The sequence below is a fragment of the Type-A symbiont of Plautia stali genome (assembly GCF_059731155.1).
The window spans coordinates 3,851,872-3,873,031 of the sequence record NZ_AP035891.1; the positions used below are offsets into that span (position 1 = coordinate 3,851,872).

The following is a 21,160-nucleotide window of genomic DNA, read 5'->3' on the forward strand; positions in this document are numbered from 1 at the left end:
AAAGGGGTGCGGGCGCTGGCCCTCACCCCGCCGATATATTGCCTGCCAGGCCAAAGCCCTGCTTACCGTTCTTCTTAATCTGGTACATCGCGCCATCCGCCCGGGTCAGCGCGTCGTCGAAGCTGTCGCGCCTTGTGCACCGGGGCGATACCGATCGAGGCGCCAATCCGCGCATGACCATTGTCGACGTCAAACGGCGTCAGCGCCGCATCCAGCACCGCCTGCGCCAGAATGCGCACCTTCGGGTAATCAATCAAAACGGCAGCAGCAGGACGAACTCATCGCCGCCAAGCCGCCCGACGATGGCCTCTGACGGCAGCAAATCGCGGATGCGCTGGCTGAGCTGAATCAGCACCTCGTCGCCGCTGCGATGGCCGAGCGTGTCATTGACGTGCTTGAAGTTGTCGAGGTCCATAAACGCCACGCACAGCGGCCCGGCGCGTTGCAGCTGACTAAAATGCGCCTGCAGCGCGTGGCGGTTGGGCAACGCGGTTAACGGGTCGTGATGCGCCAGCAGGGAGAGCTGGGCTTCGTAATTCTTCTCTTTGGTCATGTCGATATGGGTGCCGGTCACTTTGAGCGGATGACCCTGCTCGTCCCACTCGCTGACGCGTCCGCGATCCAGCACCCAGGTGATTTTGCCGTTCTTGCCGATCATACGGTGCAGCGCCTCGTAATAGGGCGCGCGTCCTTCAATATGATCGTAAAAGGCGCGCAGCACTTCGTCAGCATCTTCCGGATGCAGGCACTCGCGCCAAGCATCAAAGTGCGCTTTGGTCTCTTTCGCCTGAAAGCCGAGCATCGCGCCCCAGCGCCGGTTAAAAATCACCAGTTTGCCGCTGGGAATATCCAGCTGCCACAGGCACAAGCCGGTGCCGTCCAGCGCCGCGTTCAGCTTATTACGCGCGTCGTGAGCCAGACGCTTGAGGCGCGCATTGTGCTTTTTCAGGTTCTGAATCTGCTGGCGCAGCGCTTCTTCGGACATGGTTGATCGCTGGAGAGAAAATAAGGGCTATTTTGCCTGCACGATAGATTCTGTAAATAAAACAAATAAAAAGGCGATTAGCGTCGGAAAATTGCGCCGGGTTCAGCAGGAATGGCGAAGCCACGCGGTAATTTCAGCAAACAAAACTTACACTTACTAAAAATAGCAGCGCGCTTCGCTTCGGCGCGCCGGCGAAACCTGGCTTTCCCCAGGAATTTTCTATCCTGTTTTTAAGAAATTTCTTAAGCGCGATTTAATTCTGCTTGTATTACGTGTCGCTGTTGAAAGGTGCCTGACGCGCAGCATGCCGTCAGAGAAGAAGCGCAGTCATCGTGGCGGCGCACATAACCGGCCCAGCGAGTGAAATCATCCGTGAGTAAACGCATCCTCAGCCTCATTCTGTTACTGGGCTTTTGCCTGTCTGCCTGGGGTGCAACCACGTTAAATTTCTCGCCGCGCTATGGTCTGGTGGCACCGGAAGTCACGCTGTCGCCACAGAGCCAGCAGTGGCTGAAGCAGCACGCCGTGCTGCGCGTCGGCGTGTGGAATAATCCACTGCCGCCCTATTCCGTGTCGTTTGAAGCCAATACCTACGAAGGACTCTCGGCCGATTATCTGGCCATCGTAGCAAAGGCGTTGAATCTGCCGGTGAAAATCAAGGTGTATAAAACCCGGCTGGAGCTGGTGGATGCGCTCAACGACGGTGAAGTCGATCTGATTCCTTACTACACGCTGGCCGCCAATTAGGATACGCAGCTGGCGCTGAGCCTGCAGTATTCACTGGCGCGCAGCGTGTTAATCAGCAAACGTAACGCGACCTTCGACAGTAAGCTGAAAAATAGCCGCTATCGTCTGCTCTATTACGGTGATGCGGAACTCAAAGCGCTGCTGCACAAGCGCTATCCGCGCGCCACGCTGGCGCCGGCCTCGCCGCCGCTGTGGGCCTATACCGACACCGCGTTTAGCGAAAACACCCTGTTCTGGAGCAACAGCGCCACTCAGCGCTTTCTTTCGCATCGCGGCCTGCAGAACGTGATCGAAGCGCACAGCACGCCGTACACCAATGATGTCGACGCGCGCTTTGCCAGCAACAACGCCAATCAGCCGCTGATCGCAGCCATCGATGAAATCCTGAAAAACATTCCGCTGCGCAACGCGGTGCAGATCGCTGAAGCCTAGGCTGTGTCCCTTAATTATATAACCTTTTGTAAAACAACCGGATGCATCCCAGTTTCATCATCGCCAGATAATTCCTCGCCGTTTTGTCATAACGTGTGGCAATGCGGCGGTATTCTTTTGTCCGGAGTAGGCTTTGTCAGCCAGCACTGCATGGCCACGACGCTTCATGCTGCCGTTCCGGCGCTGAACACCAATACCGTCCAGAAGACGTTGTGCAAACTGGCTTTCGTGAGCCTGACCGGGACTCAGTACGATATTTAACGGCAGACCGCTTCCGTCTGTCGCCAGATGGATTTTGGTGCCAAAACCACCGCGAGAGCGACCCAGCCCATTATCTCCGGCGATATCGGAATGTTTTTTTGCGCCCCGGCGGCGCACCTGAGTGCCCGGATATTGCTGCCATCCAGCGCAGTTGCGGACCAGTCAGCGAGACCATGAGCATCAAGAGAAGAAAGTAACCTGTTGAAAATAATGTTAATCACTCCCGATTTAGACCATCGATTAAAACGGTTATAAACGGTCTTCCATGGGCCATATCGCTCAGGCAAATAGCGCCATGGTGCGCCTGAACACAGCACCCAGAACATGCCGTTGATGATCATACGATGTTCAGCCCATGGACGTCCGGCCCGTGGTGTTGCTGGTTCAGCAGGTAATAAGGGCTGGATGATAGTCCATGCTTCATCGGGAAGGTCGTAGCGAGCCATAGTTCAATGTGTTGTGGAAACAGGTAGTTACTATATCTCAGGTGATTAAGGGACACAGCCTAGTTTGCCAGCCGGTAATCCCAGTAATTGTTGCCGCTGCTGCCCGGCGCGAAGCTATACAGCCGGTACTGCCACGGTCCGGCACCGAGATAGCCATCCCTGAGCGCAAAGCTGTTCTGGCCGGCGTTGCCGCCCACCTGCGCCAGCGAAATGCCTTCGTTGCCCTCAATGCCGCCGTTGCGGTTGCGATCGGTGAGCGCCGCGCTGCTTGCCGCATCCAGCCTGACGTTGAGCAGCGTGGTGCCGCTGGCGTTACCGCTGACGTTGATGTGGTCGGTGAACTGGTTGCTCAGCGCGCCGCCGTCATTCAGGCGCGTCACCAGATTCGCCTGACCACCCATCGACGCCAGCGAGCCGTTGATGTCCAGCGTATTGCCTGGCGAACCGCTGCTATTGGTGAGATCCAGCGTGCCGCTGTTATTCACCTGCAGCGAATCCGCTGTGCCGCCCGCCAGCGTGGGATGCACGTTGTCACCGGCATACAGCGTCGAGCGCCCATCAATGTTAATGGTACTGTGCGCCAGCTGCAGATTGTCGGTCAGCGTCCAGCGGCTATTCGCGAAGTTAATGATGCTCCAGCCGCTGCCGAGGTTAACGCCTTTGCTCAGGTCATCCGCGCTGAAGCTGCCGCCGCGCGCCGTAATCTGGTCAAAGGTAAGGCTGTTACCTGTGCCGTTGCCGCTGGTGAGATGGTAAGTGGTGCTGAGATCGACGCCGCTGACGTCGGCGATATTGTTGTTGTCTGCGCCCATGGTCAGGCTGCCGTTGAGCGTGCCGCCGGTCCAGCGGAACGTGTCGCTGCCGCCGCTAGGATTGATGTCGCCCAGCACTTCACCCTGCGTCAGCAAAATAACATCGTCGGCGTTACTGCCCGCCACCGCCACGCTTTGCGCCGTGGCCGTCACGATAGTACCGAGGTTCTCAAACACCGTTTTGCCGCCGCGCAGATCGACCACCGGCGCCGTCAGGCTGCTGGAGCGCAGCGTGCCGCTGTTGACGATGGTGCCGGCGGTGCTGGAGACCAGCGCCGGGCCGCCTGCCGCATTGCTGATATTAACGCTGGCGGCGGTGACGATATTTCCCATGGTGTTGGCGCGAATCCCGGTGCCGCCGGCGCCGGTGACATTGAAAACGTAACCCGAACCCAGCGTCAGATCGCCGCCGGTGGTCGATCAATCGGCGTTGGCGATAGTCAGGCCGTTACCGCTGCCGGATACATTGGTGGTCACGGTGGAGGCGGGATCGAACGCGACGGCGGTGCGGATGCCGTTGCCATCGCCAAAGTTAAGCGTCAGGTTGCTTAGGCTAACGTTGCCCAGCTCAGCGCGGTTTTCGATGCCGTTGCCGCTGCCCAGTACGTTGATGGTGGCGTCATGCGCGCTGCCGGCGCGCGAGCGCGTGCCGATGCTGTTGCTGCCGGTCAGCGTCAGTGCGCCATTGTTCTCCAGTGCCGCTAATGCGGGCATTGCTGAGATCGGTGCGCAGCGTATTCACCAGCACGCCCACCGCGTTGTTGCCGCTGAGCGTGATGCTGCTGCTGCCGTCGAGCGTCGCCGCTGCGCCGCCCTCAACGCGCACGGCGGTGCTGTCCTCGCCGCTGGCGGTCAGATTGAGGTTGGCGCTGTTGAGGCTGCTGCCGCTGCCGGAGACAATCATACCGGTGCTGTTGGCGGCGCTGGCGCTCAGGCTGTTCGGCGTGCTGAAGCTCAGCGCCGCGCCGTCGTCAAGGCGGTAGCCGGTCGAGCCACGCGTGCTGACATCCAGCGCGCTGGTGGCGGCGCGAATGCGCGAACCGTTACCCGCAGCGTGATAGGCGATCTGGTCGCTAATGTTAAAGATCGGTGTCGATCCGGCGGCGATATTCACCAGCGCACCGTCCAGCGCTTCGGCGCCGATGACGCCACTCCCGTTGAGCGTGAGCGTACCGCCGTTGAGGTTCGCCACTGCCTGGCTACCGCTGGCGCTGACGCCGCGCGTACGGCGGGTGGTGCTGCCGCCATTGACGTCGATGTTGCCGCTGTTGCTGCCGGTCGCCCCGCTCTCCACGCGCAGGCCGGTGATGCCGTTCTGCGCCGAATTGAGTTCTGCGGCGGAGGTCAGCCGCGTGCTGGCGACCGGCGCACGGCTGTTGGCGCCGGTCAGCGTATGTTTCTGCCCGTCGGCAATCGCGCCCGTTGCGTTGCTACCACTGAGGGTAATGGTGGTCGCCGCGTCAATATTGCCCTGCGCACCACCCTCGATATTGACGCCGGTGGCGCCGGTGCCGCTGACGTTAATCGTGGCGTTGTTGGTCTTCACCGATGTTCCGCCACCGCCGGTGCCGTTCACCGCCACCGAACCTGCGCCAGAGGCGGTCAGCGTGGTGTTAGTGCCGTCAAACGTCGCGCCCTGTTCAATGCGAAAGAGCGTCGAGTTAGTGGTGGTGACGTCAAACGCGTTGTTGTCGTCCACGTTAATCAGCGCATTCGGACCATAGGCAAAAAAACCGATTTGATTGCTGCCGGTGCTGAAGCGGGGAATGGCATTCTGCGTGACGTTAACCGTGGCGTTGCCGCGGGCGTGCACGCCAATCGCGCCGTTGCCGGTGAGGTTAATCGGCCCGTCCACGTTCGCTGCGGCAGTGCCGCTGCCCTGTCCTTCCACCCACACGCCAAAGTTGCGCGTGCCGCTGGCCGGATCGGCTCCGCCTGCCACGTTGATGGTCCCGGTGGAGCTGGCGGCGGCGCTGTTGCCACTGGTGGCCAGCACTTTCAGGCCGGTGCCATTAACACCGTTGAGGTTGATGGTGCCGCGATTCTCCAGCGTACCGTTGCTGCTAGTGACCAGCATGTCGACGTTCTCGCGCGGCACGCGCGCAGCGCTGCCGTTGACGTCTATGGTGCCGCTGTTGATCAGCGTGGCATTGCTGGCGCCGCTAACCGACATCCCGGCGGCGTTCTGAACGCGCGAGCCAATCACAATCGCCCCGTTGTTGGTGGCGCTGCCGTTGGCCAGCAGCGCAATGCCGCTGGTCAGCCCGCTCTGGTTCATGGTGGTCTCCGCCACGTTGTCGCTCAGGCTGTTCTGCGCGCCTCGCCCGAGGTAAATCGTGCCGCCGCTGTTGTTGCTAAATCGGCTGCTGTCGGTGGTGAGCAGCACGCCGGAGGTGGTGCCGTGCGCGCTGGAGCCGTTGACGCCAACGTTGATATTGCCGCTGTTGCTGGCCTGCGCATTGGCATCAAGGCGGATGCCCGCCACGCCGTTGGTCAGATTGCTGCCGGTGGTACCGAGGTTAAGCACACCATTGTTGGTGAAATCGCCGCCGTTTTGCACCGTTACCGCCGTCGCGTTGTTGCTGGCCGCGCCGACGCCGGTGCCATCAATACGGTTGAGGAAGCCGCCGTTGATGACGCCGCTGCTGCTGTTGGTAGCCGTCGCGCCATCCAGCGCCAGCGCGGTGCCGCGGCTCGCCAGTTTCCCGTCGATGGTGGCATTGGCCCCGTTGGCCACGCGTACCGCGCCATCGCTGGCCCCTACCACTTCCAGCGTTTTACCGGCGGCGATATTGACCTGCGAACCGGTCCCTTCGGCATTGATCACCACGCGGCTACCTATCGGCTGCGTCACTTCATCCGGCGCAGTGGCGCTGACGTTATAGACAATATCGCCATTGGTGATAGTGACCGCTTGATTGAACGCGCTAAGGTAGCTGGCCGGCGCGAGATTGCCGGCCTGCAGCTGGCTCACCAGCCAGTTATTATAGCTTTGCAGCTAGCTGGCATTGATGACGTTAAAGGCGGTGGTTTTGCCGTCCAGCGTCTGCACGCTAAAGCTGCCGCTGACGTCGGCGATGCGCGCGTCGATATACTGATTGTCATTCACGTTTTGCAGATCCGGCACCACTGTGCTGGCGGTAACCGGTGCCTGCGCCACCAGGCTGGCGGAATCAAAAACCTGAAAGGTGGTGTTGCCGCCGGTAGTGGGATCCGGCACGGTGATGGCCAGGTTTTGCGGACCAGGATCGAGACGTGCCTGATTGAGGTATTGTGCGCCCGCAGCGATGGTCACCTAGCCGAGCGTGGTGTTGACCGCCCCATCAATGCCCGGCTCAAATGCCTGATTACCGGTTAAGGTTGCGCTGCCGCCGTTAACGATCAGCGCGCCGCTCTGCTGGTCGTTATCGCGCGGATTATACGCGCCCAGTGTTGCCGCTTCCCCCCACGCCGGGGAAATAAAACACCGCCTGCGCAGCGACGATCCCTAACGCAATGGGATTCCGGGTGAATCTCATACAACCTCCAGTAACAAGCAATCAGCGATGCTGTGAAAGCACAGCGAAAAAAGAAAAAAGTGGCAGATGGGCGAACTCTATTTTCACAAAACGAATCAAGTGGTTAATTATGGGCACAGAGGATGCCGCTGATGCGTGAAAATCAGGAGAAAGCTGTTGCTTATATAGACTTTATGGCTGCACAGATCAAAAGCGAGCCCGGAGATATTTATCGTAATGAAATAAGAATTTCGCAGGAAATGAAAGGCTATAACCCTATTTTAAATAGGGTTTATATCGATAACGCATTAATATCACGTGATTTATCTTCAGCCACTCCAGTAAAGTCTGGATGGGTGATAATTCTCACGCTCAATAATAAGCACCGCTAACGAAATGCTGCAATTGTGAGCTAACCCACAATTGCAGCAAAATCATCCATTTAATGACATCAGACCTCTTGACGGTCTGCTGGCGCGGGCTTTTCTAACTTAAATCGACGTTTTTGGTGCCGCCCCACCAAGTAAAGACGAAGCCGCCGATCCATGCCACGATCAGCCCCACCAGATAGACCGCCATACCGGCAAAGATGCCCTGCGAAGAGGTCATCAGCGGCAGCGTCACCAGTCCTGACGGACCAAATACCGTGTTCATGCTCACCGGCAGACCGAGCCACGCCACCAGACCGATAAAGAAGCCGCCCAGCGCACCGCCAAAGCAGGCGGTGATAAACGGTTTAAGACACGGCAGCGTCACGCCATAGATGAGCGGCTCACCGACGCCCAGCAGGCCTAGCACGATGGCGCCTTTAATCTGGCTGCGCAGCAGCGAGTGCTTGTCGGCTTTGCACCACAGAGCCAGCGAGGCACCAACCTGACCGGCACCGGCCATGGCGAGTATCGGGAACAGCGAATTGAAACCCTGGGTTTCCATCAGCGCAAAATAGACCGGAATAAAGCCCTAATGAATGCCGAACATCACCGCGATAAGGAATAAACCGGCCAGAATGGCACAGCCGAACGGGTTATTGTTCAGGTGGATAAACAGCCACGACATGCCTTTAAACAGCTCGCCGCCAATCGGCATGATCACCAAGAACGTCACCGCACCGGTAATTAATAGCGTCAGCAGCGAGGTGAGGATCATATCGAGATTATCCGGGATAATTTTGCGCAGCTGTTTCTCCAGCCAGGCACCAAATATCGCCGCCAGCAGCACGCCAATAATATTGCCGCGCGGATCTATGGTCAGGCCGAAGAAATCCTGCATGCCGCTGTAATAGCCGACGGTAGCGTTCGGGACATAACCCAGCACAAACAGCGAGGCGATAATCGCGCCGTTCACGCCAGTGCCGCCAAACGCTTTCTGCGCGTTATAGCCGATTAAGATGCTGAGGAAGGTGAACAACCCTTTGCCGAACACCTTCATATAAGCCACGGTATCCAGCAGCCAGCGGGCGTGTTCCCGGGGCTGATTGAGATGGAACACCTGCTCAATCAGCGTGGCAAACCCCAGCAGCAATCCGGCACCGATAAAGCCCGGGATCAGCGGGGTAAAAATGGTGGCAAAGCAGGAGAGAAAACGGTGCAGCGCGCTGGTTTGCTTCGCTTTCATCTGCTGCTTCTGCGCGCCGGCAATGCTGTGCAGATCGCCCGGCGCCTCTGGCGTGGCGCTGTTCAGCATCGCCTGCATTTTTTCTGCTGCGGTTTGCGCTTTGCCAGGGTCGAGCACAATCTGCAGCTGGGCATCGCTGTCAATCACGCCCAGCACGCCGGGCAGCGTTTTCAGCCGGGCGCTGTCGACCTGCGCGGCATCGGCCAGCGTCAGACGCAGACGCGTCATGCAGTTACCGCAGTGCACTACGTTGTCTGCGCCGGCCACCGCCTGCAGGATATCGCGCAATAAGCTTTCAGTCATCGCCGCCATCATTGCGCTCCTGCGTGGTGTAATGCCTGGCGGATAAAGCCGTGGTTCTGCGCCAGCAGCGCCTGCGCTTCATCGGCGCTCAGGTCTGCCAGTATCATCACAATGGCGGTTTTACAGTGGCCGCCGCACGCTGCTAGCGCCTGCTGCGCGCGGGCATCGTCACATTCGGTGGCCTGCTTAACGATGTTGATTTGCCGCTGCACCAGCTTCTGATTAGTAGCTTCTACGTCGACCATCAGGTTGCCGTACACTTTGCCGCTGCGGATCATGGCTCCGGTGGTCAGCATATTGAGCACCAGCTTCTACGCGGTGCCGGCTTTCATGCGTGACGAGCCGGTGACCACTTCCGGGCCCACCACCGGCGTCAAGGCGACGTCCGCCGCCTGCGACATGGCGCTGTTGGGATTACAGGTCAGCGCGGCGGTGAAGGCACCCTGCGGCTTCGCCCAGGCCAGCGCACCGAGCACATAAGGCGTGCGGCCGCTGGCAGCAATGCCGACCAGCACATCGCGCGCCGAAAAGTCGATATCTTTTAAATCCTGCGCGCCCTGCTCGCGGTTGTCCTCGGCGTTTTCCACCGCCTGTAAAATGGCGGTATGGCCGCCGGCGATCAGCCCGACCACCTGATTGCGTGGCGTGCCGAACGTGGGCGGGCATTCGCTGGCATCGAGAATACCGAGGCGGCCGGAGGTCCCGGCACCGCAGTAAATCAGACGTCCGCCCTGGCTGAATGCCGCCGTGATGGCATCCACCACCTCGGCAATCTGCGGCACGATAGCTTCCACCGCCAGCGCCACCTTTTTGTCTTCATCGTTAATGACGCGCAGCATCGCTTCCGTGTTCAGCTCGTCAATGTTCTGGCTCGCCGGGTTGCGGCCCTCGGTGATCATCTGGCTCAGATCAATGTTCATGTTCACTCCCTCAAGGAACAATTTATTCTTGAGAAAACACATAATATGGAATTTTTAATTCCTCCTGCTCAGGTCAATTTTTTTGCCTTTTGCGGTAGTGGGCATCAAAAAACCCGCCAGAAGGCAGGTTGGATTAAGGAGAAGCGCTAGATGTTTGCCAGCTCTCTGCGTGCCAGCGCGGCGAGAAAGCCGCTACGGGAGCCGTATTCGCGGTGTGCTTCCACGTGGCTATCGATTTTGGTCAGTAAGTTTTGCGGCAGGGTGATGTTCAGCTTCACCGCTTTACCCTCGTAACGACTGAGATCAATCTCAACGAAAGCCCAGTAACCTCCCTGGCACTCTTCATCATTAATATGGGTTTCAACGCTGGCTGCTTTTGGAATGGCCTTGCCTGCGTCCGCTAACGATTCCACATGCGCATCGATTGCACCAAATGCATCGCTCAACGCCTCGTCAACGGTGTTGCCCACAAAAAAACATCCCTGCACGTCGGGTACGAAACCTGACCAGCTGCCGTTTTCTGTTTTGTGCAAATAAACGGGGAATCTCATGGTGAGTCCTTATGTAAATTGCCTTCTTGATTATCTACCGCGGACATGAAAAGCATTGCAATGCCTGCTGCACCTGACATTGCTAATCGTTCCAAATCGGGGGCAAAGCCCCCGTATATCAGTCCATCATTTTCAATAGTTTACGTAATGTTCCGTTTGCCAGGTCTTTTTCAGGATGAGGAAGCGAGATGTGATATGGCTTATCTGCACGGACAAACACATGATGGCTTCCTTTAACACGATCCAGAATCCACCCTCGTTCAAGCAACATCCTAATCAGCTCCCTGCTGCTCAACACAACCTCCTGATGTCATCGTGAATATTATATACCCACCATAACTATCAACTCAATTTTAGTGGTTATGGTTGGTATAAATTTAAACTTTCTTCAGCAGCTCACCACGACAAGACTTGTCTGTAAAATATAAAAAAACCCGCCAGAAGGCGGGTTCAGTTAGAGAGCGTGTCGCTTAGCTGACGTTTTGCGTACGCAGCTGCAGCTCGTAGGCTGCGGCCTGTTTGGTATCAAACTGGTTTTCCCAGCGGGCGATAACCAGCACCGCCAGCGCGTTACCGACGACGTTGAGCGCGGTGCGCGCCATGTCCATGATACGGTCGACGCCCGCAATAAACGCCAGACCTTCCAGCGGAATACCGACGCTGCCCAGCGTGGCCAGCAGCACCACAAACGATACGCCCGGCACACCCGCGATGCCTTTCGACGTCACCATCAGGATCAGTACCAGAATGATTTCATCGGTCAGCGACAGGTCAATGCCGTACAGCTGGGCGATAAAGATCGCCGCAATGCTCTGATATAGCGTTGAGCCATCCAGATTGAACGAGTAGCCGGTTGGCACCACGAAGCTGGTGATCGCCTTCGGCGCGCCGTAGGCTTCCATCTTCTGCATGATGCGCGGCAGCACAGTCTCTGAGCTGGAGGTGGAATACGCCAGAATCAGCTCATCTTTCAGAATGCGCATCAGGGTCGTAATACGCAGCTTGCAGAAGCGCGCCACCGCACCCAGCACCACGAACGCAAAGAACAGAATCGCCACGTACACCAGCAGCACCAGTTTGGCCAGCGGATAGAGCGAGGCAAAACCGAAGTTAGCAATGGTGACGGCAATCAGCGCAAACACCCCGACCGGCGCATAGCGCATGATCATGTGCGTCACTTTAAACATGGTTTCGGAAATGGAACGGAATACGGTCACCAGCGGATCGCGATGCTCCGACGGCAGCGCCGACAGTCCCATGCCAAACAGTACCGAGAAGAAGATAATCGGCAGCATGTCGCCTTTGACCAGCGAGGCGAAAATATTCTGCGGGATCAGCGACAGAATCGTGGTCACCAGGCCATGCGGCGCACCCTGCACGGCTTCAGTTGTAGCTTCGTATTTAGAGATGTCCACCGTTGCCAGCGTTGACATATCAATGCCGCTGCCGGGTTGGAATACGTTGGCCAGCGTGATGCCGACCACAATGGCAATGGTAGTAATCACTTCAAAATAGATGATGGTTTTCACACCAATCCGCCCGAGTTTTTTCGCATCACCCACGCCGGCGATGCCGACAATCAGTGAGGAAATAACAATCGGCACCACAATCATCTTGATCAGATGAATAAAGATGTCGCCGGCAGGAGTAAGAATGTTAGTGATTAACCATTCACGATCGTCTGGCTGATTATGCAGCACGGTTCCGACGATAACGCCGAGAATCAGGGCAATCAGAATCTGCCACGCGAGGGTGAGTTTAAAACCTTTCATAACGCGTTATTTCCTCAGTTAAAACCCCTTTGCTCTGCTGCGAAGGTGCAGAAGACATTACACACAGGGAAGTGAGCAAAAGCCCGATAAAAGAGAGGGTTATAATGGACTGCATCGGTTACCGCTGCGCCGGCATTATGCGCCCGCGCGATGATGCAGCCTGAGTTGATACCTGCTGAACAGGGCCAAGATAAGTACCATTTTCACTACGGTAAATGCAACCCCCGGGGTGATAGCTTAAATCCTGCACAGCCAGGCAGCATAAAATGCTGCTGACATGCGCCTGTCATAACTCGCTGTTATGAAAAGTATTAATTCGATAATTTTCCGCATAGCTATTCAGGATTGCTGAAAAAACATGCCGGTCTGTTTGCTGATTATTTAATCGGCTGGTTCATAATTTTATTGATCCAGCCAGTGGTTTTGTCTCATTTCCTGCGCCGGTAAACAGATTGAATTGGGTGACTTTTCAGCCTTACACAAGGTCGTGATCCAGACTGCAAAACAGAAACAAAGCCCGGCCTCACTCTTCAATCAACCTTTGATTGACATATGATTAACATCTTCAAGGAGGTCAGCCATGAGCCAAATACACAAGCATCCCGTACCCGCTGCCATTGCAGCGAATGCCCTGATAAATGCCGATCAGTATGCGGCGCTGTATCAACAGTCGGTTGACGATCCTGAGGCTTTTTGGGGCGAACAGGGCAAAATCCTCGACTGGATGACGCCCTACAGCAAAGTGAAAAATACCTCGTTTGCCCCCGGCAATATTTCGATTCGCTGGTATGAAGATGGCGCGCTGAACCTTGCCGCCAACTGTCTCGATCGCCACCTGGCCACGCGCGGCGATCACCTGGCGATTATCTGGGAAGGCAATGACGCCAGCGAAAGCAAAACCCTGACCTTCCGTGAACTGCACGCCGACGTCTGCCGCTTCGCCAACGTGCTGACGGGCCTTGGCGTGAAGAAAGGCGATGTGGTGGCGATCTACATGCCGATGGTGCCGGAAGCCGCGGTCGCCATGCTGGCCTGCGCGCGCATCGGCGCCGTGCACTCGGTCATTTTTGGCGGCTTCTCACCTGAATCGGTGGCCGGACGCGTAGTGGATTCCAGTGCAAAACTGGTGATTACCGCTGACGAAGGCGTGCGTGCCGGACGCAGCATTCCGCTGAAGAAAAACGTGGATGACGCGCTGAACAATCCAAACGTCACCAGCGTGAAAAACGTGGTGGTATTCCAGCGCACCGGCAAAGAGACCGGCTGGCGCGAAGGCCGCGATATGTGGTGGCATGAACTGATGGCAAAAGCCAGCGATCAGCATCAGCCGGTGGCGGTTGAGGCCGAACATCCGCTGTTTATCCTCTATACCTCCGGCTCCACCGGCAAGCCGAAAGGTGTGCTGCACACCACCGGCGGTTATCTGGTGTATGCCGCCACCACCTTCAAATATGTTTTTGATTATTATGACGATGATGTGTACTGGTGCACCGCCGACGTGGGCTGGATTACCGGGCACAGCTATCTGATCTACGGGCCGCTGGCCTGCGGGGCCACCACGCTGATGTTCGAAGGCGTACCCAACTGGCCACAGCCCAGCCGCATGGCAGAGGTGGTGGATAAACATAAGGTCACGCTGCTTTATACCGCGCCGACCGCTATCCGCGCACTGATGGCCGAGGGTGATAAAGCGATTGCGGGCACCCAGCGCAGCAGCCTGCGCATCATGGGATCGGTCGGCGAGCCCATCAACCCGGAAGCCTGGGAGTGGTATTACAAAAAGATTGGCGACAGCCGTTGCCCTATCGTCGATACTTGGTGGCAGACCGAAACCGGCGGCTTCATGATTACGCCGCTGCCCGGTGCCACCGAGCTGAAGGCCGGCTCGGCCACGAAACCGTTCTTTGGCGTCCAGCCGGCGCTGGTGGATAACGAAGGTAATACGCTGGACGGTGCCACCGAGGGTAACCTGGTGATTGTCGACTCATGGCCCGGCCAGGCACGCACGCTGTTTGGCGATCACGATCGCTTTGAGCAAACCTACTTCTCGACGTTTAAAAATAGCTACTTCAGCGGCGACGGCGCGCGCCGTGACGAAGATGGCTATTACTGGATCACCGGCCGCGTGGATGACGTGCTGAACGTCTCCGGCCACCGGCTTGGCACGGCGGAGATCGAGTCCGCGCTGGTCTCGCATCCGAAAATTGCCGAAGCCGCGGTGGTGGGGATTCCGCACAGCATTAAAGGCCAGGTGATCTATGCTTATATCACGCTGAATCACGGCGAAGAGCCGTCGCCAGAGCTGTACAGTGAGGTGCGCAACTGGGTACGTAAAGAGATCGGCCCGATTGCCACGCCAGACGTGTTGCACTGGACCGATTCGCTGCCAAAAACCCGCTCCGGCAAAATCATGCGCCGTATTCTGCGCAAGATCGCCGCCGGCGATACCAGCAACTTTGGCGATACTTCAACGCTGGCCGATCCGGGCGTGGTGGAGAAATTGCTCGAGGAGAAACAGTCGATCACCATGCCATAACCGGCATTGACCCGGCGGAGAGTATCAGCCTGTCCCCGGCAGGCAGCTCTCCGCTCTTCCATCCTTACGCCGTATGCTTTTCACCATCGCACAACCTTTATAACTAGAATATTCAGCCAGTTAAATCACGTTGCCGTGAGTTTTCTGTCTGCCTTGCCTCTGGAGAAAATGTGATGAACGAAGCCCTGAACCAACAGGAAGCCGTCTGGCAACAAATCGAAAGCAATCCGCGTTTTCAGGAGCTGGTGCACAAACGTCAGTCGTTTGCGCTGCTGCTCAGCCTCATCATGCTGGTACTGTACGTCGGCTTTATTCTGCTGATTGCCTTCGCGCCCGGCTGGCTCGGCACGCCATTGCACGCCGGCACCAATGTGACGCGCGGCATCCCCATCGGCGTCGGCCTGACTGTGGTGTCGTTTCTGCTGACCGGCGTTTATGTCTGGCGCGCCAACGGCGAGTTTGATCGTCTGACCAAACAAATTATCAGCGAGGTGAAATCATGAAGCGCCTGCTCTCCGCCTCGCTGGCTATCGTACCAGCCAGCGTATTTGCCGCCGATGCCATTACCGGCGCGGTGCAAAAACAGGCCACTAACTACGAAGCGATCATCATGTTCGTGGTCTTCGTGGCGGCCACGCTCGGCATTACTTACTGGGCGTCCAAACGCACCCGCTCGCGCAGCGATTACTACACTGCGGGCGGCAACATTACCGGTTTCCAGAATGGCTTGGCGATGGCCGGTGACTTTATGTCGGCCGCCTCGTTTCTCGGTATCTCCGCGCTGGTCTACACCTCCGGCTACGACGGGCTGATCTACTCGCTCGGCTTCCTCGTCGGCTGGCCAATGATTCTGTTCCTGATTGCCGAACGCCTGCGCAACCTGGGTCGCTACACCTTTGCCGATGTGGCGTCCTATCGCCTGCAGCAAAAGCCCATCCGCACCCTTTCCGCCTGCGGTTCGCTGGTGGTGGTGGCGCTGTATCTGATTGCGCAGATGGTGGGTGCCGGTAAGCTGATCCAGCTGCTGTTCGGTCTCGACTACCACATCGCCGTGGTGCTGGTCGGTATTCTTATGGTGTTGTACGTGCTGTTTGGCGGCATGCTGGCCACCACCTGGGTGCAAATTATCAAAGCGGTGCTGCTGCTGTTTGGTGCCAGCTTTATGGCCATCATGGTGATGAAAGCGACCGGTTTCAGCTTTAATACGCTGTTTACCGAGGCGATGGCGGTGCATCCGAAAGGAAGCGCGATCATGCAGCCAGGCGGTCTGGTGAAAGACCCGATCTCCGCGCTGTCGCTCGGTCTGGGCCTGATGTTTGGCACCGCCGGCCTGCCGCATATTCTGATGCGTTTCTTTACCGTCGCCGATGCGCGAGAAGCACGCAAAAGCGTATTCTGGGCCACCGGCTTTATGGGCTACTTCTACTTCCTAACCTTTATTATCGGCTTCGGCGCGATTCTGCTGGTCGGCGCTAATCCGGCCTTTAAAGACGCCAGCGGCGCGCTGATTGGCGGCACCAATATGGCGGCAGTGCATCTCTCCAATGCGGTCGGCGGCAGCCTGTTCCTCGGCTTTATCTCGGCGGTGGCCTTCGCCACCATCCTGGCGGTGGTGGCCGGACTGACGCTGGCCGGTGCTTCGGCGGTATCGCATGACCTGTATGCCAGCGTGATCCGTAAAGGTCAGGCCACCGAGCGTGAAGAGTTACGGGTGTCAAAGATTACCGTGCTGGTGCTGGGCGTGGTGGCGATTGCGCTGGGGATTCTGTTTGAGAAACAGAACATTGCCTTCATGGTCGGCCTGGCGTTCTCAATTGCCGCCAGCTGTAACTTCCCGATTATTTTGCTATCGATGTACTGGTCAAAACTGACCACACACGGCGCAATGGTGGGAGGCTGGCTGGGCCTGCTGACGGCGGTGGTGCTGATGATTCTCGGTCCGACCATTTGGGTGCAGGTGCTGGGACACGCAACGCCAGTCTATCCGTATGAGTATCCGGCGCTGTTCTCGATGCTACTAGCGTTTGTCGGCACCTGGCTGTTTTCCATTACCGATCATTCCCAGCAGGGGGCGCTGGAGAGCGCAAAATTCCGCGGACAGTTTATCCGTTCACAAACGGGCGTCGGGATTTCGCAGGGGAAAGCGCATTAAGATTGAAGCAGTGCGATGATTGACCAGGTCGCCATAAATGGCGACCCTTATATCCCGATCATTCTCCTCCGGGTATGATGATCCCCGACTGATCATCGGGAAGTTGCTGGTGAGATGGGGGCGACCCCTGGGCATAAAGCCTGCTTTGTGGATTCATCCCCGGCAACTTAACTCCCGCCTTCAAGACCGGACGGTATCCTGTGCCCCGAGCACGCATCCATAAGGATGGTCATGGCGGTTTCCCTGTGCTGTTAAGGAGAATCTATGCAAACCCGTATGCCTGTCGGCATTGATATTGCCTCCGGAAAGTTTGATGTGGCCGTCTGGAAAGGCGACACGTCTTACAAAACCAAAGTCTTTCCCAACACCCCTAAGGGCTTTATCGCCCTGAAAAAATGGCTGGAGCCGTTCGGCTGCGCCATATCTGCATGGAGGCTACCGGCGCGTACAGTGAGCCGCTGGCCACCTTCCTGCACGACGAAGGCTATGATGTCAGCGTGGAAAATCCTGCGCGCATCAGGCGCTTCGGGCAGGCCGAGCTGAGCCGGAATAAGACGGATAAAGACGATGCGCGCATGATAGCGCGCTACTGTAAACTGCACGGTCCATCGCTGTGGCAGCCGGCGCCGCTGAATGAACGCAGGCTGAAAGCGCTGGTGAAGCGCCTGACGAATCTTCAGGAAATGCGGCAGATGGAAGAGAACCGGCTGGAGGTATCGGATGCGGTGGTGCAGCCCTCAATCCGCGTGGTCATTGCGGCGCTGGATGCGCAGATAGACGAAACGAAGCGGGCAATAAACGACCATATTGACAATGACCCGGGCCTTAAAAAGAACAGGGAACTGCTGGAGTCCATCCCGGGCGTGCTGGGCAGCACGATGCTGGCGTATATGGGGGACATGTCGAGGTTCAGCAGCAGCAAGGCTCTTGTGGCGTGGGTGGGGCTGAATCCGATGCGGCAGGAGTCCGGTGAGTGGAAGGGCAAAAGCAGGATATCGAAGATGGGCAACAGCGCGATGCGCAAGGCCCTGTACATGCCAGCGATAGTGGCGATGAAGTGGAATCCGGCGGTAAGTTTGCTGAAGAAGCTGCTGCAGCTGGCTTATGGTGTGCTGAAGTCGGGTCGTCCGTTCGATGCCGAAATATGTCTTGCCAGGTAACCGGCAAGACGGTATCTACGGGGTACTGCGGGTTTTTTACAGGGTGCAACTGGCCAGGTCGCCATGAATGGCGACCCTACGGTGCCATTCGGGTTTTTTGTAGGGTGCGTATTTATACGCACCAGGAGGATCTGCACGACAGCCAGTAAACCTTCAGCCATCACCGAAGCCGGATAAAGGGTGGAAATGCGGGGCCGTGGAGTAAAGCGTCACACGCCATGGATGGCGTGTGACGAGCGATCAGGGACGAGACAGCCTCTTTACGGAGCGGTCCTGTATTTCACCCTGAGACTGCGAAAACGACAGACGAAAAAAAGCCCGCTTTTTGCAAAGCAGGTTTCTTAAATGATGGTCGGCGAGAGAGGATTCGAACCTCCGACCCACTGGTCCCAAACCAGTTGCGCTACCAAGCTGCGCTACTCGCCGATGGGGGCGAATATTACTGCCGTGACTTTAGAGCGTCAATCCCTTTTCCCGAAAATCCGCCTGATTGCTTGGAAAGCAAGCAGTGCCTTAAACACCTACCTGCTCAATAAGATCCAGGCACGAATTACAGCGCTTTCGCACTGCTGGCAGTGGCAGGTGCCTGGCACCAGTTATTCGCTGCTTTAATCCCGTCATCCGGCGAGGTATAACCCAGACACCCTAAAATGGTGTCAAACAGCTCAACGTGACGATGGGTTTTGCCGACGCGCTGCTGCGCCTGTAACCGCTCAAAGTTGCTGCGGTTAGTCGGGTCCTGCAAATACTTATCGGACGCCCAGACAATCATCGGCACGCGGAACTGCTCCGGCGGCGCCATCTCGCGCGGCGTACCGTGCAGGTGCATATTTTCGCTGATCGACTCACCGTGGTCCGCGGCATAGAACACAATCGCCTTTTTATCACGCAGCTGATCCAGCACGCTGTCCAGCATGGTATCGACATACAGAATCGAGTTGTCGTAGGCGTTAATCAGCTGGGCTTTGCTGCACTTATCGTCCACGCCAATACACTCACGGATAACGCTGCGAATAGAGATAGTGCGAACCTTTCGTGTGCAACATCACCAGATGCTTGCCTTTCGGGAAGCGCTGCAGCGAAGCCTGCAGCTCCGGCACCAGCAGCATATCGTCCACCGCTTTGCCCTGATTGCGCTTCTCAGAACCAATCTGCTAGCGGAACGAGAAGTTATTCACATCGGCGTTGTCGTAGAACCACACTTCGCTCTGCATGGCGAACAGCTCGGAGGTAAAGCCCAGCTTTTTCATCACCGCAAAAATGTTCTGCTCTTTTAGCGTACGGCCAGGGTTATCCATGGTGCCGCCCTCGCGCACAAACATGCAGCGCAGCGACAGCTTGGTGGCGGTATCACAGGATTCACCGCGGAATGCCACCAGATTCTTCTCTTTCGACAGCTTCGGCGTGGTATCGCGGTTATAGCCCAGCATGCCCATGTGATCCCAGCGCGTGGTCTCGCAAATCACAAACACCACATAGGTATCGTCAATGCCAGGCGGCGCCACATAGGTAAACTTCTTCGCCGGATCGAGTAACTCCTAGCTGTCCAGCTTCTCATCCACTCTGGTCCAGGCGAACAGGCCCAGCGCCGCAATCCAGTTCGAAGGCAGATAAGAGTGCGCCACTACGCCGCCATAGCTTGGCAGGTCGATATTGGTGATCTCTTCATTGGCTTTTTGCAGCTTGTCGAAGTAGCGAATCGGCAGCCATACCAGCGCTACGCTCAGTAGCAGAATCACTGTAGGTTTCAGGCGCTGAACGGGGGTTTTCAGCTGTTCAATCAGCGTCAGGCTCAGGTTATTTCGCCAGATCAGCAGCAGCGGCAGTGCGCTCACCAGCACCATCCACAGCACAAAGTGCTGCCCGATAACCTCTTTAGAGAGATCGACATCGGTGGTCATGACCGACGCCACGATGCCGTAACCGATCACCACGTTAAAGAACGCCATGTAATAGGCGGCGGCCACCGAAATCACCACCAGCAGGCTGGCGATCACGCGATAAAACCATTTGCCACCCAGCGACAGCAGTCGCATCAGGAAGAAGGTCAGCAGTACGGCAGCGGTCACTTGCGCCGCGGCGGATAACCAGTTGGTGACGGTGGATTTCGTTAGGAAGCCGTCAAAACGGCGATAAAAGATTGGCAAATTCAATAAGATGCCAAGATAGGGCGCCAGCAAAAGCGACAACTTTTGCTGCGTTAAACTTTTAATATAATTCATATAAATTTCTGTTCCCGACCTGGTGTCGATGCTTCAACCGTAAATGTGACTGTGCAAAGACCGTAAGGTTCGCTTGCGTAGCAGAAAAGCATGACCTGGCGAGTAGGATCGGGACGAATCTGAAACCAAATAATCACGATGATGCACGGAGCGCAGCAGTAGAACATTTAACCAATGGTAAGACCAGAAAATTCTTTAGTTCGATGGGATGCGGGATGTTGTTCGTGATAAAAAAGGCTCCCGCAGGAGCCTTTTATCCATGCATCAACTTAGTTGATAATATTCAGCGTTACGTCGATGTTGCCGCGCGTAGCGTTTGAGTACGGACAAACAATGTGTGCCGCATCAACCAGTTTTTGCGCTTCCGCCGCGTCCATCTCTGGCAGATGGATATTCAGTTTTGCTTCAATGCCAAAACCGGTTGGGATAGAACCAATCCCCACTTCGCCTTCAATCCACGCGTCTTTTGGCATGGCGATTTTGTCGCGGCCGGCAACAAATTTCATCGCGCCGAGGAAGCAGGCAGAGTAGCCGGCAGCAAACAGCTGCTCCGGGTTCGTCACCTCGCCGCCCGCGCCGCCCATCTCTTTTGGCACGCCCAGCTTCACGTCCAGCACATTATCAGACGAGGTGGCGCGGCCATCGCGGCCACCGGTTGCTTTGGCTTTGGCGGTGTAAATCACTTTTTCTAAAGACATCATAACCTCACTATTCGCTATATAATCGCGTGCTATTTATAAGACACAAGGG

General features: G+C 56.8%; 15 protein-coding genes, 1 tRNA gene and 5 pseudogenes. 7 read left to right on the forward strand and 14 right to left on the reverse strand.

Going from position 1 to position 21,160, the window contains the following annotated elements; genetic code table 11:
- Positions 1-22 precede the first annotated feature (22 nt).
- Positions 23-985, reverse strand: a pseudogene (locus AC6I8M_RS20365) (diguanylate cyclase domain-containing protein).
- Positions 986-1,357: 372 nt separating this feature from the next.
- Here AC6I8M_RS20365 and AC6I8M_RS20370 point away from each other — a divergent pair.
- Entirely contained in the window at positions 1,358-1,732 is a 375-nt protein-coding gene (locus AC6I8M_RS20370) for a transporter substrate-binding domain-containing protein (RefSeq protein ID WP_010618771.1), read from the forward strand.
- A 45-nt stretch (positions 1,733-1,777) separates the two neighbouring features.
- A complete protein-coding gene (locus AC6I8M_RS20375) occupies positions 1,778-2,164 on the forward strand; it encodes a type 2 periplasmic-binding domain-containing protein (RefSeq protein WP_010618772.1) in 387 nt (128 codons plus the stop codon).
- A 10-nt stretch (positions 2,165-2,174) separates the two neighbouring features.
- On the opposite strand, the pseudogene AC6I8M_RS20380 reads toward AC6I8M_RS20375, so the two are convergent.
- From AC6I8M_RS20380 to AC6I8M_RS20400, 5 genes and pseudogenes are all read right to left on the reverse strand, one after another.
- Positions 2,175-2,871, reverse strand: a pseudogene (locus tag AC6I8M_RS20380) (IS5 family transposase).
- Positions 2,872-2,930: 59 nt separating this feature from the next.
- Positions 2,931-4,016: a hypothetical protein gene (locus AC6I8M_RS20385; protein WP_022549117.1), complete on the reverse strand. Its 1,086-nt coding sequence runs from the start codon at positions 4,014-4,016 to the stop codon at positions 2,931-2,933.
- A gap of 87 nt (positions 4,017-4,103) precedes the next feature.
- Positions 4,104-4,397 carry a hypothetical protein gene (locus tag AC6I8M_RS20390; protein ID WP_010617822.1) on the reverse strand — a complete coding sequence of 98 codons (294 nt, stop codon included), beginning with the start codon at positions 4,395-4,397 and terminating at the stop codon, positions 4,104-4,106.
- A complete protein-coding gene (locus AC6I8M_RS20395) occupies positions 4,303-6,657 on the reverse strand; it encodes a beta strand repeat-containing protein (protein ID WP_010617821.1) in 2,355 nt (784 codons plus the stop codon). The genes AC6I8M_RS20390 and AC6I8M_RS20395 overlap by 95 nt, the downstream gene beginning before the upstream one ends.
- A 24-nt stretch (positions 6,658-6,681) precedes the next feature.
- On the reverse strand, positions 6,682-6,978 hold the full coding sequence (locus AC6I8M_RS20400) for a hypothetical protein (RefSeq protein ID WP_010617820.1): 297 nt from the start codon (positions 6,976-6,978) through the stop codon (positions 6,682-6,684).
- Between the two features lie 354 nt (positions 6,979-7,332).
- Here AC6I8M_RS20400 and AC6I8M_RS20405 point away from each other — a divergent pair, with 354 nt between their 5' ends.
- Positions 7,333-7,572: a hypothetical protein gene (locus AC6I8M_RS20405; RefSeq protein ID WP_010617818.1), complete on the forward strand. Its 240-nt coding sequence runs from the start codon at positions 7,333-7,335 to the stop codon at positions 7,570-7,572.
- 94 nt (positions 7,573-7,666) lie between these two features.
- On the opposite strand, the pseudogene murP reads toward AC6I8M_RS20405, so the two are convergent.
- From murP to gltP, 5 genes and pseudogenes are all read right to left on the reverse strand, one after another.
- Positions 7,667-9,106 (reverse strand): annotated as a pseudogene (gene murP, locus AC6I8M_RS20410) (PTS N-acetylmuramic acid transporter subunit IIBC).
- Positions 9,106-10,017, reverse strand: a pseudogene (gene murQ / locus AC6I8M_RS20415) (N-acetylmuramic acid 6-phosphate etherase). Before murQ ends, murP begins: the two co-directional pseudogenes overlap by 1 nt.
- Positions 10,018-10,163: 146 nt before the next feature.
- Positions 10,164-10,568, reverse strand: coding sequence for a type II toxin-antitoxin system HicB family antitoxin (locus tag AC6I8M_RS20420; protein WP_022549112.1), 405 nt, complete (start codon positions 10,566-10,568; stop codon positions 10,164-10,166).
- Between the two features lie 118 nt (positions 10,569-10,686).
- Entirely contained in the window at positions 10,687-10,866 is a 180-nt protein-coding gene (locus AC6I8M_RS20425) for a type II toxin-antitoxin system HicA family toxin (RefSeq protein WP_318285247.1), read from the reverse strand.
- 172 nt (positions 10,867-11,038) lie between these two features.
- Complete coding sequence (gene gltP, locus AC6I8M_RS20430; protein ID WP_010617815.1) at positions 11,039-12,340, reverse strand: glutamate/aspartate:proton symporter GltP; 1,302 nt, start codon at positions 12,338-12,340, stop codon at positions 11,039-11,041.
- A gap of 580 nt (positions 12,341-12,920) precedes the next feature.
- Between gltP and acs the strand changes: the two genes are divergently transcribed.
- The 4 genes from acs to AC6I8M_RS20450 all read left to right on the forward strand — a co-directional run bounded on the left by acs (position 12,921) and on the right by AC6I8M_RS20450 (position 18,188).
- Positions 12,921-14,876, forward strand: coding sequence for an acetate--CoA ligase (gene acs, locus AC6I8M_RS20435; protein WP_010617814.1), 1,956 nt, complete (start codon positions 12,921-12,923; stop codon positions 14,874-14,876).
- 173 nt (positions 14,877-15,049) lie between these two features.
- A complete protein-coding gene (locus AC6I8M_RS20440; protein ID WP_010617813.1) occupies positions 15,050-15,379 on the forward strand; it encodes a DUF485 domain-containing protein in 330 nt (109 codons plus the stop codon).
- Positions 15,376-17,028, forward strand: coding sequence for a cation acetate symporter (locus AC6I8M_RS20445; protein ID WP_010617812.1), 1,653 nt, complete (start codon positions 15,376-15,378; stop codon positions 17,026-17,028). Before AC6I8M_RS20440 ends, AC6I8M_RS20445 begins: the two co-directional genes overlap by 4 nt.
- A 395-nt stretch (positions 17,029-17,423) precedes the next feature.
- Positions 17,424-18,188 carry an IS110 family RNA-guided transposase gene (locus tag AC6I8M_RS20450; protein ID WP_498013588.1) on the forward strand — a complete coding sequence of 255 codons (765 nt, stop codon included), beginning with the start codon at positions 17,424-17,426 and terminating at the stop codon, positions 18,186-18,188.
- Positions 18,189-18,537: 349 nt separating this feature from the next.
- On the opposite strand, the gene AC6I8M_RS20455 is transcribed toward AC6I8M_RS20450, so the two are convergent.
- The 3 genes and pseudogenes from AC6I8M_RS20455 to AC6I8M_RS20465 all read right to left on the reverse strand — a co-directional run bounded on the left by AC6I8M_RS20455 (position 18,538) and on the right by AC6I8M_RS20465 (position 21,108).
- Positions 18,538-18,614: transfer RNA gene (locus tag AC6I8M_RS20455), tRNA-Pro, on the reverse strand.
- 124 nt (positions 18,615-18,738) lie between these two features.
- Positions 18,739-20,410, reverse strand: a pseudogene (gene eptB / locus AC6I8M_RS20460) (kdo(2)-lipid A phosphoethanolamine 7''-transferase).
- Between the two features lie 269 nt (positions 20,411-20,679).
- Positions 20,680-21,108, reverse strand: coding sequence for an organic hydroperoxide resistance protein (locus AC6I8M_RS20465; RefSeq protein ID WP_010616545.1), 429 nt, complete (start codon positions 21,106-21,108; stop codon positions 20,680-20,682).
- Positions 21,109-21,160: the final 52 nt, after the last annotated feature.

Coding starts and splice junctions, on each gene's coding strand:
- AC6I8M_RS20385 (WP_022549117.1), bottom strand. CDS start 4,016: ATGGGAAATATCGTCACCGCCGCCAGCGTTAATATCAGCAATGCGGCA.
- AC6I8M_RS20390 (WP_010617822.1), bottom strand. CDS start 4,397: ATGCCCGCATTAGCGGCACTGGAGAACAATGGCGCACTGACGCTGACC.
- AC6I8M_RS20405 (WP_010617818.1), top strand. CDS start 7,333: ATGCGTGAAAATCAGGAGAAAGCTGTTGCTTATATAGACTTTATGGCT.
- AC6I8M_RS20420 (WP_022549112.1), bottom strand. CDS start 10,568: ATGAGATTCCCCGTTTATTTGCACAAAACAGAAAACGGCAGCTGGTCA.
- gltP (WP_010617815.1), bottom strand. CDS start 12,340: ATGAAAGGTTTTAAACTCACCCTCGCGTGGCAGATTCTGATTGCCCTG.
- acs (WP_010617814.1), top strand. CDS start 12,921: ATGAGCCAAATACACAAGCATCCCGTACCCGCTGCCATTGCAGCGAAT.
- AC6I8M_RS20440 (WP_010617813.1), top strand. CDS start 15,050: ATGAACGAAGCCCTGAACCAACAGGAAGCCGTCTGGCAACAAATCGAA.
- AC6I8M_RS20445 (WP_010617812.1), top strand. CDS start 15,376: ATGAAGCGCCTGCTCTCCGCCTCGCTGGCTATCGTACCAGCCAGCGTA.
- AC6I8M_RS20450 (WP_498013588.1), top strand. CDS start 17,424: ATGGCTGGAGCCGTTCGGCTGCGCCATATCTGCATGGAGGCTACCGGC.
- AC6I8M_RS20465 (WP_010616545.1), bottom strand. CDS start 21,108: ATGTCTTTAGAAAAAGTGATTTACACCGCCAAAGCCAAAGCAACCGGT.